Source organism: Pseudovibrio flavus, assembly GCF_009711345.1.
GTDB classification, from domain to species: Bacteria; Pseudomonadota; Alphaproteobacteria; order Rhizobiales; family Stappiaceae; genus Pseudovibrio; species Pseudovibrio flavus.
In genome coordinates this window covers 137041-158597 of sequence record NZ_SMMA01000060.1, presented here as the reverse complement: position 1 = coordinate 158597, position 21557 = coordinate 137041, and the positions used below count along the sequence as shown (strand labels likewise).

22 protein-coding genes are annotated in these 21557 nt (G+C 52.6%); 17 read left to right on the top strand and 5 right to left on the bottom strand.

The genetic code is table 11. From position 1 onward, the window contains the following. Nucleotides 1-316: 316 nt before the first annotated feature. Together E1162_RS09070 and E1162_RS09065 are read left to right on the top strand one after the other, a co-directional pair. Nucleotides 317-901 (top strand): LabA-like NYN domain-containing protein, encoded by a 585-nt coding sequence (locus E1162_RS09070; RefSeq protein WP_155129731.1) that lies wholly within the window; start codon nt 317-319, stop codon nt 899-901. A gap of 89 nt (nt 902-990) precedes the next feature. Further along, a complete protein-coding gene (locus tag E1162_RS09065; RefSeq protein ID WP_155129729.1) occupies nt 991-1575 on the top strand; it encodes a uracil-DNA glycosylase in 585 nt (194 codons plus the stop codon). On the opposite strand, the gene E1162_RS09060 is transcribed toward E1162_RS09065, so the two are convergent. From E1162_RS09060 to hemB, 5 genes are all read right to left on the bottom strand, one after another. Next, complete coding sequence (locus E1162_RS09060; RefSeq protein WP_155129726.1) at nt 1554-2357, bottom strand: arginyltransferase; 804 nt, start codon at nt 2355-2357, stop codon at nt 1554-1556. The two genes, E1162_RS09065 and E1162_RS09060, sit on opposite strands and share 22 nt — an antisense overlap. A gap of 29 nt (nt 2358-2386) precedes the next feature. Further along, the gene (locus tag E1162_RS09055) at nt 2387-4219 is read right to left on the bottom strand and encodes an SLC13 family permease (protein WP_155129723.1); all 1833 of its coding nucleotides are present in this window, start codon (nt 4217-4219) and stop codon (nt 2387-2389) included. 113 nt (nt 4220-4332) lie between these two features. After that, the gene (locus E1162_RS09050) at nt 4333-4818 is read right to left on the bottom strand and encodes an RDD family protein (RefSeq protein WP_371311873.1); all 486 of its coding nucleotides are present in this window, start codon (nt 4816-4818) and stop codon (nt 4333-4335) included. 75 nt (nt 4819-4893) lie between these two features. Further along, entirely contained in the window at nt 4894-6138 is a 1245-nt protein-coding gene (locus tag E1162_RS09045; RefSeq protein ID WP_155129720.1) for a threonine ammonia-lyase, read from the bottom strand. Nucleotides 6139-6179: 41 nt separating this feature from the next. Then, complete coding sequence (gene hemB, locus E1162_RS09040; RefSeq protein WP_257098875.1) at nt 6180-7211, bottom strand: porphobilinogen synthase; 1032 nt, start codon at nt 7209-7211, stop codon at nt 6180-6182. Between the two features lie 329 nt (nt 7212-7540). On the opposite strand from hemB, the gene E1162_RS09035 reads away from it, so the two are divergent. From E1162_RS09035 to E1162_RS08970, 15 genes are all read left to right on the top strand, one after another. Beyond that, nucleotides 7541-8677, top strand: a complete 1137-nt coding sequence (locus E1162_RS09035; protein ID WP_155129717.1) for an acyl-CoA dehydrogenase family protein — start codon at nt 7541-7543, stop codon at nt 8675-8677. A 79-nt stretch (nt 8678-8756) separates the two neighbouring features. Next, nucleotides 8757-9812: an enoyl-CoA hydratase/isomerase family protein gene (locus tag E1162_RS09030; protein WP_155129714.1), complete on the top strand. Its 1056-nt coding sequence runs from the start codon at nt 8757-8759 to the stop codon at nt 9810-9812. 74 nt (nt 9813-9886) lie between these two features. Then, nucleotides 9887-10297 (top strand): DUF6163 family protein, encoded by a 411-nt coding sequence (locus E1162_RS09025; protein ID WP_155129868.1) that lies wholly within the window; start codon nt 9887-9889, stop codon nt 10295-10297. A gap of 127 nt (nt 10298-10424) precedes the next feature. Beyond that, entirely contained in the window at nt 10425-11324 is a 900-nt protein-coding gene (mmsB, locus tag E1162_RS09020; RefSeq protein WP_155129711.1) for a 3-hydroxyisobutyrate dehydrogenase, read from the top strand. 155 nt (nt 11325-11479) lie between these two features. Further along, nucleotides 11480-11992 carry a transcriptional regulator LdtR gene (gene ldtR / locus E1162_RS09015; protein WP_155129709.1) on the top strand — a complete coding sequence of 171 codons (513 nt, stop codon included), beginning with the start codon at nt 11480-11482 and terminating at the stop codon, nt 11990-11992. Between the two features lie 419 nt (nt 11993-12411). Then, nucleotides 12412-13836 (top strand): L,D-transpeptidase family protein, encoded by a 1425-nt coding sequence (locus tag E1162_RS09010; protein ID WP_371311872.1) that lies wholly within the window; start codon nt 12412-12414, stop codon nt 13834-13836. Nucleotides 13837-13929: 93 nt separating this feature from the next. After that, the gene (locus E1162_RS19775; protein ID WP_371311871.1) at nt 13930-14130 is read left to right on the top strand and encodes a DUF6898 family protein; all 201 of its coding nucleotides are present in this window, start codon (nt 13930-13932) and stop codon (nt 14128-14130) included. A 181-nt stretch (nt 14131-14311) separates the two neighbouring features. Further along, a complete protein-coding gene (gene glyA / locus E1162_RS09005; RefSeq protein WP_155129706.1) occupies nt 14312-15622 on the top strand; it encodes a serine hydroxymethyltransferase in 1311 nt (436 codons plus the stop codon). A 158-nt stretch (nt 15623-15780) separates the two neighbouring features. Further along, entirely contained in the window at nt 15781-16266 is a 486-nt protein-coding gene (gene nrdR / locus E1162_RS09000; protein ID WP_155129703.1) for a transcriptional regulator NrdR, read from the top strand. Nucleotides 16267-16321: 55 nt separating this feature from the next. Then, complete coding sequence (gene ribD / locus E1162_RS08995) at nt 16322-17443, top strand: bifunctional diaminohydroxyphosphoribosylaminopyrimidine deaminase/5-amino-6-(5-phosphoribosylamino)uracil reductase RibD (RefSeq protein WP_155129700.1); 1122 nt, start codon at nt 16322-16324, stop codon at nt 17441-17443. 4 nt (nt 17444-17447) lie between these two features. Further along, on the top strand, nt 17448-18053 hold the full coding sequence (locus tag E1162_RS08990) for a riboflavin synthase (protein WP_371311870.1): 606 nt from the start codon (nt 17448-17450) through the stop codon (nt 18051-18053). A 96-nt stretch (nt 18054-18149) separates the two neighbouring features. Next, nucleotides 18150-18599 carry a 6,7-dimethyl-8-ribityllumazine synthase gene (ribH, locus tag E1162_RS08985; protein WP_155129694.1) on the top strand — a complete coding sequence of 150 codons (450 nt, stop codon included), beginning with the start codon at nt 18150-18152 and terminating at the stop codon, nt 18597-18599. A 7-nt stretch (nt 18600-18606) separates the two neighbouring features. Further along, nucleotides 18607-19104: a transcription antitermination factor NusB gene (nusB, locus tag E1162_RS08980; protein WP_155129691.1), complete on the top strand. Its 498-nt coding sequence runs from the start codon at nt 18607-18609 to the stop codon at nt 19102-19104. Between the two features lie 18 nt (nt 19105-19122). Further along, entirely contained in the window at nt 19123-20121 is a 999-nt protein-coding gene (gene thiL, locus E1162_RS08975) for a thiamine-phosphate kinase (protein WP_155129688.1), read from the top strand. A 150-nt stretch (nt 20122-20271) separates the two neighbouring features. Then, nucleotides 20272-21432 (top strand): MFS transporter, encoded by a 1161-nt coding sequence (locus E1162_RS08970; protein WP_306455021.1) that lies wholly within the window; start codon nt 20272-20274, stop codon nt 21430-21432. Nucleotides 21433-21557 lie beyond the last annotated feature (125 nt).

Sequence of the window (21557 nt, the reverse complement as noted above, 5' to 3'; positions counted from 1 at the left end):
GTAAAAAGTTTGTTTGGAACCTTTAACAAAAACAGCCTTAACCTTTGAGAAATAGGGCGTTCTAGATTTTTTAACAGGTTGCAGAGATTATTTGCAGGTGTAACGCGGTTACAAGTGAGTTCATCGGAGTTCGCCAGATAAGAGTGATTTGCCGGATATTCGCGAGGAAAGTGTCGGTCCATTATGGCCAGCTGAATCGTAAGAGACCGGAAAAGAGCATTTAGCTCAAGAATGCATTGTTGTTTTGGCAGGTTGTATCACTTTTCTTGCAAACTAGAGACATTCGATACTGTGCAGCGGAAAGGTAACTAAAATAATGTTTGATCCCCGCGAAAAGGTTGCTTTATTCATTGATGGTGCAAACCTTTATTCGACCGCAAAAGCAATCGGCTTTGATATTGACTACAAGCGACTGCTTAAGGAATTCCAGTCTAAAGGCTATCTGCTCAGAGCCTATTATTACACAGCCCTAGTAGAAGAGCAGGAATACTCTTCCATCCGTCCACTCATCGATTGGCTTGATTACAATGGCTACAAGGTCGTTACAAAGCCGGTAAAGGAATTTGTTGATTCCACTGGTCGCCGTAAAGTCAAAGGCAACATGGATATCGAACTCGCGGTCGATGCCATGCAGATGGTTGATCATGTCGATCACGTTGTACTCTTCTCTGGCGATGGCGATTTCCGCTCTCTCGTAGAAGCATTGCAGCGCCGTGGCCGTAAGGTTTCCGTCGTTTCCACTCTTCAGACCCAGCCGCCGATGATTGCAGACGATCTGCGCCGTCAGGCTGACCACTTTATCGAGCTTGCTACCTTGATGCAGCGCGTTGGCCGTGATCCTAATGAGCGTCCGCAGCGTTTGAACGAGGATGACAACGAAGATGAAGGTGAAGAATACTAAGAGCATCCGCTTGGCCTTCTCGGGCTTTGCTTATGGATCCTAAAGCGAATTGCGGGCTGTGTTTACGACTGCGTGGATACAGAACCCGATTGAAGCGGGCGCAGCCGGATTGGCACAATGCGCCCGTTGCCAATTTTGGCCCGGCCAACGCGCAGTTACTGGTTGTTGGTCTTGCCCCGGGACTAAAGGGCGGCAATAGAACCGGAATTCCCTTTCAAGGAGACTTTTCCGGTGAACTTCTCTCCAGAGCTTTGGTTGAAAACGGGTTTGCCAGTTATTTGGACTGCCAAGAGCCCTCGCTCGGTATAGAGCCAACCAATGTAATGATCACCAACGTGGTGCGCTGCCTTCCTCCCGATAACAAGCCGAACGGTGTAGAAGTGCAGAATTGCCTTCCATTCTTGGGGAAGACACTCTCCCAGTGTTACAGATTGCGGGCTGTAGTGGCCATTGGTCGCGTCGCCTACGACAATACGCTGAAGAGCTATGGCATCTCAGTGCGCGCTGAGCCTTTTGCTCACAACAAGCAGGTAGTGCTGCCTGATGGACGTCAGCTCTTCGCCACGTATCACTGCTCTCGTTACAACGTGAATACTGGCCGTATCACGGAAGAAGAGTTTTGTGGCGTGTTCAAAGATGTTGCGGGTTATCTTCAGAGCCTTGTGAACGGTTGACCGTAATAGCGCGGTAAGATCTGCGCTTCTTCTTTATCCTGAGGTCTGCGCCACCCCTGTTCGCCAAGGTGCTCCTGCGGCTGGAAGCGCTCTTTATAGGCCATCTTAGGCGAACCATCGACCCAATATCCCAGATACAGATAGGGCAGGCCCAGCTGCTGGGCGCGGACGATATGATCGAGGATCATAAATGTTCCAAGAGCGGGGGAGCGGTGGTTTGGATCGAAGAAAGAGTAGACCATGGATAGGCCATCGCTTAGGCGGTCGCTGAGCGCTGTTGCGAGAAGAGGCCCTTCACCAACGCCGGTAATGAAGCTATCCGCGCTGCGCTTGCGGTATTCGATCAGCAGCGTATCAACGTGGGTGTCCTCCACCATCATGGTGTAGTCCATCACGCTCATTTCCGTCATTCCGCCGCCTTGATGGCGAGAGTTCAGGTACTCGTGGAAGAGGTCATACTGTTCAGCCGATGGGCCCGGCGGCAATTCCGTCCCGATAATATCGCGACCCAGCTTCCATTGACGCTTGAGTGATTTCGTCCAGAAAAATTCGCTAACGCACACGCGCACTGACACGCAGGCGCGGCATTCCTCGCAGGCTGGGCGATAAGCGATGTTCTGCGAGCGACGAAAGCCACCTTGCGTAAGAATATCATTAAGTGCAGGAGCGCTACCTCCCACCAGATGCGTAAAGATTTTGCGTTCTTTACGATCTGGAAGGTAAGGGCACTCTGAAGGCGCTGTCAGATAGAACTGAGGATTTTCAAAGGTTTGCTTCGTCAAACCGATCACTCCAACGCGAACTTATACTTCTACAAATTATAATAGTACGGAGCGAGGAATGAGAAGGTCAACCATATGATAATGGCCAAAGGTGTACCGGCAATGAGGAAGTCACTGAAACGGTAGTGGCCTGGACCCATGACGATCAGGTTCGTTTGATAGCCAATTGGCGTTGCAAATGAACAATTTGCAGCGATGATCAAACATACAATGAACGGTTCGATTGGTGTTCCAGTGCTGTGCGCCAGATCGATAACAATCGGTGTAAAAAGCACCGCTGTTGCATTGTTGGAAAGCAGGTTTGTGAGCACCGCTACCAGCGCAAAAACAATCGACATGATGACCGGAACAGACTGCCCTTCCGCAAGATCGAGAATGGTCGCGGCTACCGCTCTTGCGCCCCCCGTTGCTTCAAGCGCGACAGAAGCAGCGATCGAGGCACCAATGAGCATGAAGATACGGCTGTCTACCGTGCGCAGGGCCTGACGAATATTCAGACACCCACTGGCAATGAGCGCAAAGCACGCGCACACCGCTGCAACCACGATTGGCACGATACCGGAAACAGCTACGGCGATCATAACCGCAAAGATGCCGAGGGCACGGCGGGCGTATTGGCGCTGAGGTACTTCAGCGGTAGACCAGTCCATCAGCAGAACGTCACGGTTTCCGCGCAGTTTGTCGATGTCTTCTCTATTGCCGCCAATCAGAAGTACGTCACCGGCTTCCATGCGAATTTCAGTCATCGCCATACGCGGCATGCGGCTACGTCGCTGCAAGCCGGTTACAACGCAGTTGGTATCTGCGTGAAAACCTGCCATGGCGATAGTGCGGCCGATAAGGCGCGAACCGGGAGCAACAACAGCCTCTGCCAAGGTGACCTGTCCGGTGATCATGGACGGTTCGTCGTCGTTGCTTGTTTCCTCGTTGCTCTCTGCGGTCAGCAAAGGCTGCCGACTTGCCAGAGCTTTGGTGAGGGTTGAGCGGGTTGCGGCGACAATAACGGTATCGCCTGGGCTCAGGACCACGTTCTCGAACGGTGGAAGGAGAGGGCGCTCACCACGCTGGATGAGGCGCACGGTCATATCCTTCAAATCAGGGAAAAGCCCGGCAACTGCTTTAGCGCCGACGAGTGGATGGCCGTAACCAAGCTGGATCTGGGCGATAAACTGCTTGCCGCCGCTCCCTTGAAACTCTTCAGCCATCGTTTTGCGTGGCTTGAGGATGCGCGGTAGCACAAATAGCACATAGATCGCACCAACAGCGGCGACCATCGCGCCGATTTTGGTGAAGGTGAAGAACTCAATTTTCACTTCACCTGTTGCGTTGGCGATATTGGCAACCAGCAAGTTGGTGGAAGAGCCGATCATCGTCGTCATACCGCCCAAAATGGTGATGAACGAGAGCGGCATCAAATAGCGGGCAGGCGATTGCGAGTGGGCCGAGGCAACAGCGGTGAGGATTGGCAGCACCATAACCACAACTGGTGTGTTGTTGAGAAATGCCGAAACTACAGCCACCAGAATGAGAAGCGGGCCTGTGGCAAGCCACTTGCGCTGTCTGGATACCCGCAGCACGAACTGCGCGGGCTTCTCCAATGCATCTGTCTGGAAGAGTGCCTGTCCCACAATTAGAAGCGAGACAACTGTAACGAGCGCCGGATTTGCAAACCCTGCCAGCAATTCTGTTGGCGTTACCGGATCCCCATGGAGGGTTTGCGGAAACGCCAGAAAAAGCAGCATCAGCGCGGTGACCGAGCCAAGAGCGATGATTTCAATAGAAAAGCGCTCTGTCGCGTAAAGAACAATGGTCGAACCGATGACAAGAAAGGTCATCGCCATCGGTATGTTGAGGAAGTCCATCAATGCCCCGTACTGCCTTTAAAAAACTACACCTTCCTATTGCTTTTTGAAGGTTCCGTCACGCACTACGAGACATGATAAACAATTAAACTGGGCTCTGTCCCCACCACGATTTATGAAATTGCATCACGATTAATGACAATGGTTCCCAAGACCATATCGTGCAGCAGACGTTTTTTACTGCTGACCAGAGAAACCAGCACGATTAGCGGTGTGAGCACAGTCACCGATACCCAGAAGAAGAGCGCATGCACGGCCGCAAGAAGTGGGTAAGGGCGTCCGCCATGGGAAAGGCGCATCTCAAGGCCCATAGCTTTCATGCCCGGCGTTGCTGCATCTTTGCCGCCAAGGGTAAATGCTGTGTAAGTCAGAGCTACCGCCTGCCACAAAATAGGCAGGAGCAGGAAGCCGAGGCCAAGTGTGAAAATGCCCAGAATGAACACCACGACCGAAGCGAGAGCTGTCAGAATAAGAATTGCAATCGCATCAATGAAGAATGCGAACAATCTCTTCAACCGCAGGCCATCATAGAGGCGCGGATGGGTATATGGGTCAAACCACGGTTCTTCCCGTTGAACTTGTATTGTGTCGTGGCTCACTGTTGCCCCTCCTTTTTACTTCCCCAGAGGTAGGTATGGGGAGTGCGGTTTTCAACGCAGGGGTTAAATAGAAAATTAGTTCCGCAGTTCAGCGCTGGCGCGGTACTGCACATCGATGCCTCTTTCGCGCAGGCCTTCAACGATCTCTTCAGCGTGGACGATACCGCGGGTCTCGATTGTTACGTCCAGCGTTGCGCCTTTTGCCGGTACCTCCAAGAACAGACGGTGGTGGGATACATCAAGGATGTTTCCGCCCAGATGGCCAATGAGGGTCGAGATTTCGCCCAAAAGGCCCGGTCTGTCAGGAATAGTACAACGGATAGAGATGATATGCCCATCGCGGACGAGTTCACGCAGCATGATGCTTGTGAGAAGGCGAGGGTCGATATTACCGCCGCACAGCACGAGGCCGACTTTTTTACCTGCAAAGCGACCTTTATTGGCCATCACTGCCGCAAGGCCTGCGCCACCTGCGCCCTCTGCAATGGTCTTTTGCAAGGTGAGATAGGCGTTCACAGCCTGCTCGATCTGGGTTTCAGTCACCAGAACAATGTCATCGACATGCTGCAGAACGAGTTCACGGGTGAGGGTGCCTACGTTATGAACGGCAATACCCTCAGCGAGCGTTGAGCCTCCCGTCTTTAGTGCTTCGCCTTTCAGGGCGTTGTACATAGACGGATAAAGCTCGGTCTCCACGCCGATCACTTCAATGTCTGGCCTCAGAGCTTTAATGGCTGTTGCCATACCGGCAATCATACCGCCGCCGCCAACTGGAATGACAATGGCATCAAGATCCGGCTGGTCCTCAAGCATTTCAAGGGCAATGGTGCCTTGACCTGCGATGACGTACGGATCGTCAAACGGATGGACCCAAGTGTAGCCGTGCTCTTTGGCTAAACGGTCTGCTTCTTCTCTTGCTTGGTCTACAGACTCGCCAGCGAGAACAACCTTAGCGCCGAAGCCTTCTGTCGCTGCAACTTTCACATGGGGTGTAGTTTCCGGCATTACGATGACTGCAGGAATACCCAGAAGTGTTGCGTGGCGGGCAACTGCTTGTGCATGGTTGCCTGCAGACATGGCGATAACGCCGGTTTTTCTTTCTTCTGGTGTGAGAGCAAGCAGCTTATTGAGCGCGCCGCGCTCCTTAAACGCGTTGGTGACCTGCATATTTTCGTATTTTACGAAAATCTGGGTGCCTGTCAGCGGTTCCAGCCGAGGTGCAGCCAAAAGGGGAGTTCGCAGAACCGCCCCTTCAATTTGGCGTGCAGCTTTTTGAATGTGTTCAAGCCCGATTGTTTGTGGTGCTTCGGTTTTTGTCATTGTCTTCTGGCTTGTTTGCTTGAGCAAAATTGAGTGCTGAGTTAGCCGCGCTCTTTCAAGAGTTTTGCAACACGCGGAGCGAAGTAGGTCAATACACCGTCAGCACCAGCGCGTTTGAATGCGAGCAGGCTTTCCAGCATGCAGCGTTCTTCATCCAGCCAGCCGTTTTGGGCAGCGGCGCAGATCATCGCGTATTCGCCGGAGACCTGATAGGCAAAGGTCGGCATGCTGAACTGGGATTTGATACGCTGGACAATATCGAGATAAGGCATGCCCGGCTTGACCATAACCATGTCAGCGCCCTCTGCGATATCAAGTTCGACTTCCAGAAGGGCTTCATCTGTATTGGCGGAATCCATTTGGTAGGTACGCTTATCACCCTGAAGAGCAGCGGATGTACCAACAGCATCGCGGAATGGACCATAAAACGCAGAAGCATATTTGGCCGAGTAGGCCATGATTTGCAGATTGTCGAAACCGTTGTCATCCAGCGCGGAACGGATAGCACCGATACGCCCGTCCATCATGTCAGATGGGGCGATAATGTCTGCACCTGCTTGTGCTTGAAGGACAGCTTGCTGAGCGAGCTGTGCAACGGTTTCATCGTTGAGGATTGTCTCACCATCCAGAATACCGTCATGTCCGTGCGACGTATAAGGATCAAGCGCAACGTCGGTCATGAGGCCAATCGGCAGTCCGCGCTGTTTGATTGCGCGAAGGGCGCGGCAAGTCAGATTTTCCGGATTGAGTGCTTCTGAGCCGGTTTCGTCTTTTGCTGCTGGATCAGTGTAGGGGAACAGCGCGATAACAGGAATGCCAAGCTCTGCAGCCTCTTCTGCGGCTTCGACGGCGCGGTCGACACTCAGGCGATTAACGCCCGGCATAGAAGAAACAGGCTGGCAAACGTTTTCGCCATCAACGAGGAAGATAGGCCAAATGAGGTCATCCACTGACAGTGCGTTTTCACGAACAAGGCGGCGGGACCAATCTGTCGCCCTGTTACGACGCATACGCCGCCCTTGCAGGATGCTGCGCATCAAAGGTTTGTCAGAGGAATAACGTTTCTCGCTCATTGGTTCCCACCATTTCGTTCGAGCAGTTCGCCTGCATTTTTGACTCGTGCCTCAATAGGCCGGACTGCGTTCTGATGCAAATTATTACTCCCATAACATGCAGGAGCAGGAACAAACACCTTCTTTGCTGGGCAATTGTCTTGAAGATGAACCATTTTTTTCGCGCAGGTCGTATCTACAGTTAAGAGCAGTGTTTACGCCTTGGCTTTTGCCCTTGGTTTAATTGACGCGGAATTACACCAGCGTTACGCAAAGGGCAGGACGTTGTTTTAGCAAGCTCTGCAATAACGGGCCTGCGAACTATTTTGTGGTTTGGGAGGGCTACAATAATGGACTTCAATTTATCAGAGGACCAACGGGCATTTGTTGAACTGGCTGCCAGCTTTTCTGCTGATGCGCTAGAACCGAATGCTGCGGAGTGGGATAGAGATTCGGTCTTTCCCGTCGAAACCTTGAAGCAAGCCGCTGAATTGGGCCTAGCTGGCCTTTATGTTTCCGGTGATTATGGCGGAACCGAGCTTGGCCGCTTGGATGCGGCGATGATCTTTGAGGAACTGGCAAAGGGCTGCACATCAACCGCAGCTTTCCTTTCCATTCATAATATGACTGGCGGTATGCTCGACCGCTTTGGTGATGATGAGCTCAAGCAGCGGTTCTTGCCACAGATGTGCTCCATGGACCTCATAGCCAGCTACTGTCTTACAGAGCCGGGATCGGGTTCAGATGCAGCGTCTTTGCGCACAAAAGCCGTTCGTGATGGCAGCGAGTACGTTCTCAACGGTTCCAAAGCGTTTATTTCTGGCGGCGGGGTTTCTGATCTTTACTTCGTCATGGCCCGAACAGGGGAAGAAGGTGCAGCTGGCATCAGCTGTATTGTCGTCGAGAAGGGAACGCCGGGGCTTTCATTCGGCGCGAACGAACGCAAGTTGGGTTGGAAAAGCCAGCCGACCGCTGTTGTGACCTTTGAAGATTGCCGCGTGCCAGTTTCCAACCTTGTGGGCGGCGAGGGCGATGGTTTCAAGATTGCAATGGTTGGCCTTGATGGCGGTCGTCTAAATATTGGCGCATGCTCTTTGGGTGCTGCTCAGTCCTGTCTTGAGCGGGCAATGACCTACATGCAAGAACGTAAGCAGTTCGGCAAGAACCTTGCCCAGTTTCAAGCGCTCCAGTTTAAAGTTGCCGATATGGCAACCGAGTTGGAAGCAGCGCGCTTGCTGCTGCATAAAGCGGCCTTCTTGCAAGACCAGAAAGACCCTCAGGCAACCAAGCTTGCGGCAATGGCAAAGCGCCTTGCCACCGACACCGGCTTTAAAGTGGTGAATGATGCGCTGCAGTTGCATGGTGGTTATGGCTACTTGCAGGACTATCCGATTGAGCGTTATCTGCGTGACGTAAGGGTACACCAGATCCTTGAGGGCACCAACGAGATCATGCGCCTGATAATTGCGCGTGAACTGTTCAAATAAGATTTTAATAAAAGACAGCGGCTTTTGGCTGGCTCTGAATCGTCCGGTTCAGGGCTGGCAAAGCCAATGGGAGTAACAAATGACTAAGAGCGAAGAGGTTCTCTTCAAGGTCTCCGGTAAAGCAGGTATTGCAACGCTGAACCGCCCTAAAGCCCTTAACGCACTGTCCCACGGCATGGTTTCCGCGCTTTACGAGCAGTTGAAGGCTTGGGAAAGCGATCCGGCCGTCAAGCATGTGATCATCAATAGCGCGAGCGAGCGGGCGTTTTGCGCTGGCGGCGATATTCGTCAAGTGCATGACATGGGTGCAGAACGCTCTGAAGAAAGCATTACGTTCTTTGCGGATGAGTACCGCCTCAATGCCTACATGAAAGCCTATCCTAAGCCGCTGATCGCGTTGATCGACGGCATCGTAATGGGCGGCGGCGTTGGTATTTCCGTGCATGGCAAATACCGTGTGGGCACTGAAAAGACCATGTTCGCAATGCCCGAAACCGGTATCGGCTTCTTTCCTGATGTAGGGGGCAGTTACTTCCTTCCTCGTATGCCGCACCGCATTGGTTACTACTGTGCATTGACCGCAGATCGCCTTAGGCAGGCTGATTGTCTATGGACCGGTGTTCTGACGCATGCAGTCAAGTCCGAGGACATGTCTGTTCTGGAAGCCGCGCTCTGCGAGAGTGAAGATGTTGATGGCGTTCTTGCCAAATTTGCGATTGATGCAGGCGATGCGCCGGTTAAGAAGATCGCGTCTGTTGTAGAAAAGTGCTTTGGCGCAGATACGGTTGAAGAAGTTGTTGCTCGCCTTGGTGAAGAGCAGGGCAGTGAGCATGCCGAATTCGCTGCAAAGACCTTGAAAACCCTTGCAAGCCGCTCACCGACCTCCATGAAGCTGACCTACGAGCAGCTTACAAGAGGCGCATCCCTTCCCATGAACGAGTGTATGGTGATGGAATACCGTATGGTGGCTCGAACCTTGAAGGGTGTAGACTTCTATGAGGGGGTTCGCGCTGTTCTGGTAGACAAGGATCACTCTCCGAAATGGTCACCCGCTACGCTGGAAGCTGTGAGTGACGCAGATATCGCTGCATACTTTGACAAGCCAGTAAGTGGGGATTTGTCTTTGCAGGGGTGATGCTATTGCAATCGCGGTGAGGTATGGTTGCCCCACCGCGCCACAGGTGAAAATGGAGCCATAAGTCGGTGAGCATGCTGCAATCGCTTGGAGATATGGTCAAAAAAGGACTGCCGTTTGTCGGCATCCTGCATGGCTTTCTGCGCGTTGTTGCGGTTTTGGCGATTATTTCCGGCTTGCTTCAGTGGGCGCGTATTATCGGCTTTTCAACTTGGCAGGGGCTGCATTTTCTGGAAATGCCTCTGGAGTGGCAGTGCGTCGTTGTCTTCTTCGGCGTGCTGGATCTTGTTGCCGGTATCGGTCTTTGGCTCCTTGCCAACTGGGGTACGGTTATCTGGCTGTTTCTATCCCTCAGTAAAGTCGTCATGCACACAGCATTCGCTTCCACTTTTGGCCGAGCGCCGCTGGAAAACGTATTCTACATCTGTGCAATCGCGATCTATCTTATTCTCCTGTACTTTTCCGAAAGAGAAGGCCGCCACTAGCGGCTTTGATTTTTAAAGGAAGCTGCATTCTCGGCAGCTTTGTCTCGTTTTTAATTGGCATCTGGGGCGGTGCCGGGCGTGCCTATTCGTGCGCTATTGTTGCATTTGAAGTGAGGGAGGCAAACCAATGACAGCGTCAAAGACGATTGGTTTTATCGGTCTTGGAAATATGGGCGGCCCAATGGCGGCAAATCTTGTGAAGGCAGGGCACAAGGTGCTGGGCTTTGATCTTTCGGCCGAAGCTGTAGAGCGACACGTTGCAGCGGGCGGTGTTGCAGCATCCTCAGCGCGCGAAGCGGCGACCAATGTAGATGTGGTTGTTACCATGCTGCCAGCCGGTAAGCACGTACGTTCTATTTACCTTGGCGATGAAGGCCTCGTTTCTACTGCAAATACGGGCACACTCTTCATTGATAGTTCCACCATCGACGTGGATTCTTCTCGCGCTGTTGCGGCTGATGCGACCGCTGCGGGGATGCATATGGTAGATGCGCCGGTCTCTGGCGGTGCCGTTGGGGCGGCTGCTGGCACGCTGACATTCATGGTCGGCGGCAGTGATGAGGCGATGGCGCTTGCCCGTCCGTTTCTAGACATCATGGGTAAGTCCATCGTGCACGCTGGAGATGCAGGAGCAGGGCAGGCAGCGAAGATCTGCAACAACATGCTTTTGGGAATCTCGATGATCGGCACCTGCGAAGCATTTGTTCTTGCTGAAAAACTCGGTTTGGACCCGGAAAAACTCTACGAAATTTCCTCTACATCTTCTGGTCAATGTTGGTCGTTAACAAGTTATTGCCCGATTCCCGGACCTGTCCCATCGTCACCCGCTAATAATTCATATAAACCGGGTTTCGCGGCGGCAATGATGCTCAAGGATCTGAAACTTGCTCAGGAAGCCTCTGATTCTTCAGGTGCCGCGACGCCAATGGGGGCACGAGCTGCGGAGCTGTATGATCTGTTTTGCAACAGTGACGGGGAAAAGGTCGATTTTTCAGGTATTATCCACTACCTGCGATCATTAAAGTAAACGAAAAATTGCTGATCGATAAAAGTTCTTCTTCGCTATTAACGGATCATTCATCTTGTCTCTTAAGTTGTTCTTAGAGGCAGTAGTGTAAATTTGCTTCAAGTGCGGAATAAAAATACGACTTGCACGATTATATGGACATGAGGCGCAACCAGATGATCAATCAAAATAGGGCAGTTGAAGTCCTGGGGCAGGAAGAAGAACAAGCAGAACTCAAGCCTGCATATCTTGAGGCACTCACACTCATCGAACGTCTTCACAGACGTTTGCTGGATGTGATCAAAGACGAGTTTGACCGTATGGGTCGCTCTGACGTGAACAGTGTACAGGCTCTTCTTCTGTTCAACATTGGCGATAACGAGCTGACCGCTGGCGAACTTCGCACTCGCGGTTACTACCTCGGCTCCAATGTTTCCTACAATCTGAAGAAGCTGGTGGAGACTGGTTATATCAACCACGAGCGTTCCAGAATGGACCGTCGTTCTGTCCGCGTAAGTCTCACGGAAAAAGGCCGGGAAGTGGCCCAGATCGTTGACGAACTTTATAGCCGTCACATCCTCTCGGTAGAGCAGGTTGGTGAGATCACGGCAAATGACCTCGTCGATCTTAACCGCAGCCTGCGCCGTTTGGAGCGTTTCTGGACCGATCAGATCCTGTATCGCCTCTAAATTCCCCAGTGTCAGCTGAAACAAAAAACGCCGCTCTCCCCATACAGAGCGGCGTTTTTGCGTGTTTCGATGATTCGCCTTCCTCGTGTTTTCCGTGTGAATGGCGCTCGTTTCCCGCGATCAATCAAATTTTGGTGAAACTCCCCCGCGTCCTTTTTCCAGACACGAAACAGCCATATTGCCGTGAAAAACGGGAGGAGGTCAGACAGTGGATGGATTCTGGGGCGTGAATTCAACAGCTTGGGCAGTTGTTCGCTTCTATCCGGTCTGTTTCAGTTGGGGACTTTATCGTTCTTTTCGGTGGTTTCGGCCGTGCAGGCGTTTGTCTGACACCATGCTATGTTGTTATAGAGTTTCGCCAGTTGCCCGCCTAAACTCGTTAGGCAGGATCGGGCCTTGGTCAATTATGGGGAATATTCGTGTCATTGCGCGCAAAAAGTCGTCTTCTGCTTAGCTGTTCTTCAGCGCTTGTGATGGGTGCCGCCGTTGTGAGCGCATCTTTTGATGCTTTTGCGCAGGTTCAGGTGAAACCTTTGGGGCCGATGGTTCTCAACCCAGCACCTCAGACGCCGGTTGGTGAGATCAATGCGCAGCCGGGTAGCGGTCTGGATCAGTCCCAGCTTGCCCCGCTTGATCCGCAGTTCGGAGAACAGACCTCCGAAATTCTCGATGGTCAGATCGTGACCGGAGCTGAATGGGAAGACGGGTTCGACAGCGGTGTTCGTAGCTTGACCGAGCTGGACATGGCGTCGCCTATCATTTCCGAAAATACTCGCTTCTTCATGGAACAGGCCATTCCGGGTTACCAGCAGATCGTTGCGCAAGGTGGCTGGAATCAGGTGACCTATCCGGGCCGTCCACTTCGTGTTGGCCAAAACCATGACAGCGTTGTAGAACTGCGCCAGCGTCTTATCACCTCTGGTGACCTTCTGCCGGAAGCTGGCCTTTCCAAGACTTTCGATAGTTTTGTTGATGCAGCCGTGCGCCGTTTCCAGCTTCGTCATGGCCTGAGCGCAGATGGTGTTGTTGGCAAAGATACCGTGGACGCGTTGAACGTGCCTGCCGTTACCCGCCTTCGTCAGCTTGAGATGAACCTTGACCGCGTCAAGGAACTCGCTGGCAAAATGAAGGGTAAGTACATCATGGTGAACATTCCGGCTGCTCGTATCGAGGCAGTTGAGAATGGTGTCATCCGCTCCCGTCATACCGCCGTTGTGGGTATGAAAGATCGCCAGACTCCGATCCTTGCGTCGGCCGTCCATGAGGTGAACTTCAACCCTTACTGGACCGTTCCGGTGAGCATTATTCGCAAGGATCTTATTCCGCGTATGCAGAAAGATCCGAGCTACCTTGCTAAAAACAACATCCGCATCTTCGACTGGAGCGGCAACAAGCTGGAATGGGACGATATTGACTGGAACACCCAGCAGGCGACCCAGTACCGCTTTACGCAGGATCCGGGCGAAAAGAACTCCATGGGTTCTATCCGCATCAACTTCCATAACAAGCATCAGGTCTATCTGCATGATACGCCGGAACAGTCTCTGTTTGGCAGCGGTAACCGCTTCCACTCATCAGGCTGTGTGCGTGTGCAGAACGTTCGCGAGCTTGTAACTTGGATGCTTGGTTCTACCACTGATGGTTGGGACCGTGCCCTCGTTGACGAATCAATTCGCTCTGGCGAACGGTTGGATGCCAAGTTGAAGACCCGTATTCCACTGTTCCTGTCCTATGTTACAGCATGGGCAAGCAGTGACGGTGCAGTTCACTTCCGTGGCGACATCTACGACATGGATGGCTTGAACCAGCCAGCATCAGGCAATGTAAACCTGACAATGCGTTGATCGGGTTCGATGAAGCTAGATATTTTGGGGGGCGCTTTTGCGCTCCCTTATTTTTTGATGGAACACTGACGTTTCTGGCGGGAAGGTAAGTTCATGTCAGGCCAAACTATTCTTCAAGAAGTGCTCTTTGAGTTTCATGTGGTGGGAAGCCACGTGAAAGTTTCTGCCGTTTGCCCCGTCCGAAACGTGGAAGTTATTGTGATCGGACCTGCATCTGCGCCACGTACTCATTTGAAGATGCTTGCACGGCGCAAATTAGAGCGACGCATTTTACAGTTACAAGGCGAAGTCTAGCCTTTTGAAACTCGGGCAAAGGGCGGCCGCAGTAGCGACAAAGTAGAGTATGGCCTCTTGGTTCGCGCCGCTGCATGTGGTAGAGGCGAAGGCCCGGGCTACTTTTAACAGTTCCGGTAGTACCCGGGCGTTTCCGGGTGCTTCTAGATGATAATTGTTTCTCAACAAAAGAGGCCACACCATGTCCCTGACGGATGCTCCGGTGACTACCCCGCTTTACCCGAACTTCTTTTCTGGTTCGCTTGGGGAAGTTGATCCCGAGTTGAAACAGGCGATCGATAATGAGCTCTCTCGTCAGCAGAACGAGATCGAGCTGATCGCGTCCGAAAACATTGTCTCCCAAGCAGTCTTGGAAGCACAGGGCTCCATCATGACCAACAAGTACGCCGAGGGTTATCCCGGGCGTAGGTATTATGGTGGCTGTCAGTACGTGGATGTGGCTGAGCAGCTTGCAATCGAGCGCGCAAAAGCTCTGTTCGGCTGTGAGTTTGCAAACGTGCAGGCTAACTCCGGTTCGCAGGCTAACCAGTCCGTTCTTATGGCTCTTTCCAAGCCAGGCGACACTCTGCTCGGCATGAGCCTTGATGCAGGTGGTCACCTGACCCACGGTGCGCGTCCTAACCTTTCCGGTAAATGGTTCAACGCAATCCAGTACGGTCTGGACACTTCGACTGGCTTGATCGACATGGATCAGGTTGCAAACCTTGCTCGTGAGCACAAGCCTGCGATCATTATCGCTGGTGGTTCTGCATACTCCCGCGAAATCGACTTTGCTGCATTCCGTAAGATCGCAGACGAAGTTGGCGCATTCCTTTGGGTTGATATGGCTCACTTTGCTGGTCTGGTCGCAGGTGGTAAGCACCCAAGCCCATTCCCGCATGCGCATATCGCAACCTCCACCACCCACAAGACCCTTCGTGGTCCTCGCGGTGGTCTGGTTTTGACCAACGACGCTGATATTGCCAAGAAGATCAATTCCGCGATCTTCCCTGGTCTTCAGGGTGGTCCTCTGATGCACGTGATTGCAGCTAAGGCAGTTGCATTCCATGAAGCGCTTCGTCCAGAGTTCAAGCAGTACGCAAACGACGTTGTAGAAAACGCTCAGGTGCTTGCTGAAACCCTGAAAGACGGCGGTCTGGACATCGTATCTGGTGGTACTGACACCCACCTGATGCTCGTTGACCTGCGTCCGATGAACCTGACCGGTAAGGCTGCTGAAAAAGCTCTGGGCCGTGCGAACATCACCTGCAACAAAAACGGTGTGCCGCTTGACCCACAGAAACCAACCATCACCTCCGGTATCCGTCTGGGTACACCTGCTGGTACAACCCGCGGCTTCGGTCGTGAAGAGTTCCGCGAAATTGGTCTCCTGATCACCGAGGTTCTGGAAGGCCTTCGCTCTGCGAATTCTGAAGAAGGTAATGCAGCGGTAGAAGCTGCTGTGAAGGAAAAAGTGCTCAAACTGACGAGCCGTTTCCCGATCTACAAGTAATAGTGCATTGGGGCAGGTTGCTGCCCCAATCTTTTTCCGGAGCGTTGATGGTTTGATCTAGAGCCTGCCAACGCTCTGGATTTTATGTTTTTTGCGCATATGCTTATCCAAGAAGCTCTTGGGCTTTTTGGTGAAATGCTTTGAGGAGGCGCACCTTAATGCGGTGTCCGTACTGCGGTGGTGACGATACACAGGTCAAGGACTCCCGTCCGACCGAAGACAATACAGCAATCAGACGCCGACGCGTTTGCCAGACCTGCGGCGGGCGTTTTACTACGTTCGAACGCGTTCAGCTGCGCGAACTGACTGTTATCAAACGCAATGGCCGTCGCGTTCCATTTGACCGCGAAAAGCTGATGCGTTCTGTCCTGATTGCAACGCGCAAGCGTCCTGTTGAGCCTGAGCGCCTTGAGCGCATGGTCAGCGGGCTTGTGCGTCAGCTGGAAAGTTCCGGCGAAAGCGAGATTATTGCCGAAGATATCGGCCACTTGGTCATGGAAGGCCTGCGTGCTCTGGATGACGTTGCGTATGTCCGCTTCGCCTCTGTTTACAAGAACTTCCGTGAGGCCAAAGACTTTGAAGCTCTGCTTGACGAGCTGAGCGATGAAGACGATGATCCTCTTCTAGCCCCAAGCGATCGGTAGGCTCAACTACCGGCGACCAAAGGGGCGTATTACTGGTGGTTCTGTGCAGACTTTGATGGATAGGTCGTACGACGAGCGTTTTATGGCAGCGGCGATTGCTTATAGTCGCCGCGCACGCGGGCGCACATGGCCAAATCCTCCAGTGGGTGCTCTTCTGGTTCGCGACGATGGGTTCGGGCCTTACGTCGTCGGGCAGGGGGCAACAAATCCTCCAGGTGGATCTCATGCTGAAGTGGTTGCGCTGCGAGAGGCCGGTGAGCTGGCCCGTGGCGCAACAGCCTACGTTACATTGGAGCCTTGCGCTCACTACGGCCGGACTGGACCATGTGCTCGTGCACTGGCAGCAGCTGGTGTGGTGCGCGTTGTTTTCGGAGCGCTTGACCCAAATCCTGATGTTGCTGGCAAGGGAAAGCAGATTCTTGAAGACGAGGGTGTCGTTGTCGACTATGGCGTTCTGGCTGATGCCTGCCGGGAGGCGGTTATTGGGCACATAACCCGTGTTGAAAAGCACCGCCCGTTTGTTCAACTCAAGATGGCTGTTTCAGCCGATGGATTTATCGGCCGCAAGGATGCCGGACAGGTTGCTATTTCCGGCACGCTTTCCAAAAAGTTGGTTCACGGACTGCGCTCCGAGGTTGATGGCATTCTTGTTGGTATCGGAACGGTGCTTGAGGATGATCCAGAGCTGACATGTCGTTTGCCTGGCATGGAAGGCCGGTCTCCGGTTCGCATCGTTCTGGATACCCAAGCGCGATTGCCGCTGACGTCGAAGCTCGTCAAAACCTGTCGTGACGTGCCTGTATGGGTGCTTGTGCAGGAAGGGGCCGATGATGAGCGGGTAAGTGCGCTGGAGCGGGAAGGTGTGACGGTTATCATTGGCGACCAATCCCGCAGGGATCGTGTTTGCCTTGAAACTGCGTTGTCCTCGCTTTATTTGCGCGGTATCTCCACTGTCATGGTTGAAGGTGGGTCGACAATCGCTGCAAGTTTGCTCCGCGATGGGCTGATTGACGAAGCGCTGATTTTCAGAAGTAAGACGGTCGTAGGGCCGGATGGAATTTTGCCGTTTAATACCGATGGTATTGAACGCTTGGATTACGGTGGCGCATATACCCGCCAACTGCTGCGGCATGTGGGTGAGGACTGGTTGTGGCGCTACCGCAAAAAGGAGAAGTAAACGCGTGTTTACCGGTATTGTGAGCGACGTAGGTCGTCTTGTTTCTGTTCAGCCAATTGCGGCAGGTCAGCGTTCGCGTATCGCTTGTTCTTATGATGCCGATGGTATCGAGATTGGCGCGTCTATCGCATGTGGCGGCGTATGCCATACTGTGACTGCCAAAGGCCGCGATGGCGAGCAGAACTGGTTCGAAGTTGAATCGGCTGCCGAGACGCTCAAACTCACCACTGTTTCCAATTGGAAAGAGGGCGACCGGATCAACCTGGAGCGCTCCTTGGCGATGGGTGATGAACTGGGTGGCCATCTGGTTCTGGGTCATGTTGATGGCAAAGCGCAGATTATTGAGCGCACCGAACATCCAGACAGCGTCTATTTGAAATTTGAGTGTGCGCCAGAGTTTGCCCGTTTCATCCCTAAAAAGGGGTCTGTGGCGCTTGACGGAACGTCTTTGACAGTTAACGAAGCTGAAGGGAACACCTTCTCCGTTTTCCTGATTCCGCATACACTATCTGTAACAACTTGGTCGGATCGCCAAGCTGGAGATGATGTAAACCTTGAAGTTGACATGATGTCCCGCTATGTAGCGCGCCTTGCCGAATTTTCACAGTAAGTACGTTGTTGTTTGGACACTGCGGATTTAGGCTGGACAAATGCGGCTGTCCGTGGTTCCTGAGCCACAAATTCAATGAATGAAAGAGACAGTGCCATGGCCGCCATTCCACATATCCTCGTCATTGAGGCACGCTTTTATGAAGAGCTATCTGACGCTCTTTTTGAAGGTGCCAATGCTGTGCTGACGGATGCGGGCGCGAAGGTTTCGCGTCTGGAGGTTCCAGGTGTTCTGGAAATCCCTAGTGCACTTTCCATGGCGCTTGCTGCGATGGAAAACGGCGATGCCGATTTTGACGGGTTCGTGCTTTTGGGTGTCGTCATTCGCGGCGAAACCACCCATTACGATATCGTGGCAAATGAGTCTGCTCGTGCCATCATGGAATTGGCAATTGATGCAGCGGTGGCCATAGGCAATGGTATTCAGACTGTTGAAGACGAAGCCCAGGCTTGGGCGCGCGCCAGCGTAGATAAGAAAAACAAAGGCGGCGCAGCGGCTGAAGCATGTCTGAGAATGATTGAAGTGCGAGATCACTTCGGAGTTTAAGGTCGAGATGACAAGCGAAGAAACAAGCAAAAAGAAGGAAGCAGAAGTGCGCCCTGCTAACAAGCGGGGCCTTGCGCGTCTGGCTGCGGTACAGGCTCTCTACCAGATGGAGCTTGCCGGTACCGAATTGGAAGATGTCATCGGCGAATTCAAACTCTTCAGACTAGGTCAGGAACTGGACGGCGAAGTTTATCGCGACGCTGATCCTGCTTGGTTTGCAGATCTTGTAATGGCTGTGTTTGAAGAACAGCGACAGATTGATCCCCGTATCCATGCTGCGCTTTCCGAAGACTGGCCTCTGCGCCGCATCGATAGCACCGTTCGTGCTATCTTGCGTGTGGGTGCAGCTGAACTGATGCGCAAAAAAGATGTTCCAGCTCGTGTAATTATCAACGAGTACATCGAAATTGCGAAAGCCTTTTACGAAAAAGACGAAACCCGTCTTGTAAACGGCATTATGAACCGTCTTGCACGGGAGCTGCGCGCAAGCGAGTTCGAAAACTAAAATTTAAAGCGGGGGCGCATGGACGAGTTCGGTTTAATCAAACGGTACTTTGCGCCCCTTGCGACCTCTTCCGGTGCGGCTGGTCTGCTTGACGATGTTGCCACACTGGAAATCCCTGAAGGGCATGAGCTTGTTCTGAACAAGGATATGCTTGCCGCCGACATCCACTTCTTCAAAGAGGATGATCCGCAGGCCGTCGCCCGCAAAGCTCTCCGAGTTAATCTTTCCGACATTGCCGCAAAAGGGGCTACACCCCTTGGTTACCTGCTTGGCGTCGGCTTTCCCAAGACAATAGACGAGAATTGGATCGCAGCCTTTTCGCAAGGACTGGCAATCGATCAGGATGTCTTTGGTATTTCCCTACTTGGCGGTGATACCATCCGCTCTCCGGAGCGAATTGTGCTTTCTGTGACAGCTCTTGGAAGCGCTCCAAAAGGGCAACTGGTGCGCAGGCATACCGCGCAGGCTGGCGCGCAAATTTATGTGACGGGAACGATCGGCGATTCAGCTCTGGGTCTGCAGCTTCGACTTGATCGTGAAAAGGAAAGCGATTGGGGGCTGAGTGCGGAGCAGAGTGAGCACTTGCTTGATCGTTATCTCTTGCCGCAGCCGCGTGTGGCTGCTGCTCCTGCTGTTCTTCAGTTTGCATGCGCCTCCATGGACATTTCAGACGGCCTTGTTGCGGATTTGGGGCACATGTGCCGCAACTCCGGCGTTCGTGCGCAAGTAGATTTAGACAAGCTCCCGCTTAGTGAAGGTGCCCGCGTAGCGGTTGAGGGAAGGGATGATGTCCTGCGAACCGTCATCACAGGCGGTGATGACTATGAAATTCTGTGTGCAGTTTTGTCGGAAAACTGTAGTGGCTTCGAGGGGTCTTTGAGGGAAGCGAGCGTCCCTTTTGCCAAGATTGGCGAGCTTTTTGAGAGGGAAACTCAAGCGGGCGCTACGGAAGTTATTCTGTTTAAGGATGGTGAACCCTTTTTGCTTCGTGGTGATGAAGGCTTTCAGCACTTTTAAATAATTGAAATAATTCAATAATTAAGAATTTCGCAAGTGTCGCAAGCTGCTTGTTTCGGCTAGTTTCCTCCCAAGGTTTAGGGGAGTGAAATGGCCGTAATTTCTGAAAATGTTCCAGTCGCTGACGATCGCCGTGCGCGGCGTAACGCATTGCTTTTGGCGATAGCCCAGTCGTTGGGTGGCTCTATCGGAACAATCATCTTTTCAACGACGGCTATTTTGTCTGTCTCCCTTCTTGATGAAGATAAGGCCTTGGCAACTTTGCCGATCACAGCCTACGTTCTTGGCACTGCTTTAGGAGCTATGCCCGCCGGCCTGATTATGGGCCGGTTTGGGCGCCGCTTCGGGTTCTGCGGTGCCATGTTGTGCGGCGCGTGTTTTGGCCTGCTCGCCAGTTACGCAGCTTTCATGGGTAGCTTTCCGCTTTTGTGCCTGTCCACGTTCGGCAGCGGGGTGATGGTTGCCTTCGTTCAGCAGTTTCGTTTTGCTGCAGCCGATACGGCGAGTGATGCGTTCCGTCCCAAGGCGATTTCATGGGTTCTGACTGGCGGCATTTTCGCCGCTATCATCGGCCCGCAAACGGTAATTTTCACCAAGGACTGGTTTGAACCCTTCCTGTTTGCGGGAACTTACCTCGCGCAGGCAGTCATTTGTCTGCTGACCTTCTGTGTTGTGTCGTTTTTGGACATGCCAAAGCGGCAAGTAAAGCAAAGTAAAGAACGTCGTCGTCCTCTGGGTCAGATTTTGCGTCAGCCGAAATTTGTCGTAGCGGTCGGTTGCGCCATGATCAGCTATGCGCTCATGAATCTGGTCATGACGTCGGCTCCTTTGGCTATGGTCGGGTGCGGTTTGAGCCACTCAGATGCGGCTCTAGGTATCCAATGGCACGTGCTTGCCATGTTCGCACCGAGTTTCTTCACAGGCAATTTACTCATTAAATATGGTAGGGAACGGGTAATTGCTGCCGGATTTGTAATTCTTGGGCTGTGCGGCGCACTGGCTCTCGTAGGAACTGAGCTATGGATTTTCTGGGCTGTGCTCATTCTACTTGGTCTGGGTTGGAATTTTTCTTTCGTCGGAGCAACTACGCTGCTTACAGACGTCTATCAGCCAGAAGAACGAACTATAGTTCAAGCAATAAACGACTCACTTGTATTTGGAACAGTGGCGATAGCCTCGTTTTCCTCAGGGAGCCTTTTGCATTTTTTCGGGTGGGATGCCGTAGCGGTCGTGATTTTCCCCTTCGTCGGTCTAAGCTTTATTCTTTTGTTGTGGCTTATACTTACGACTAAATATGAGAGTAATCTCTAATAAAAAATCAGTGACTGCCCGTATCAATACATAAGTGATCGGTGGGACTGTTCCCCAATTCTATCTTGACGGATGGTTACGACCATATACCGTTCCCTGATAACTCATGGGTATTAGCATGCCGT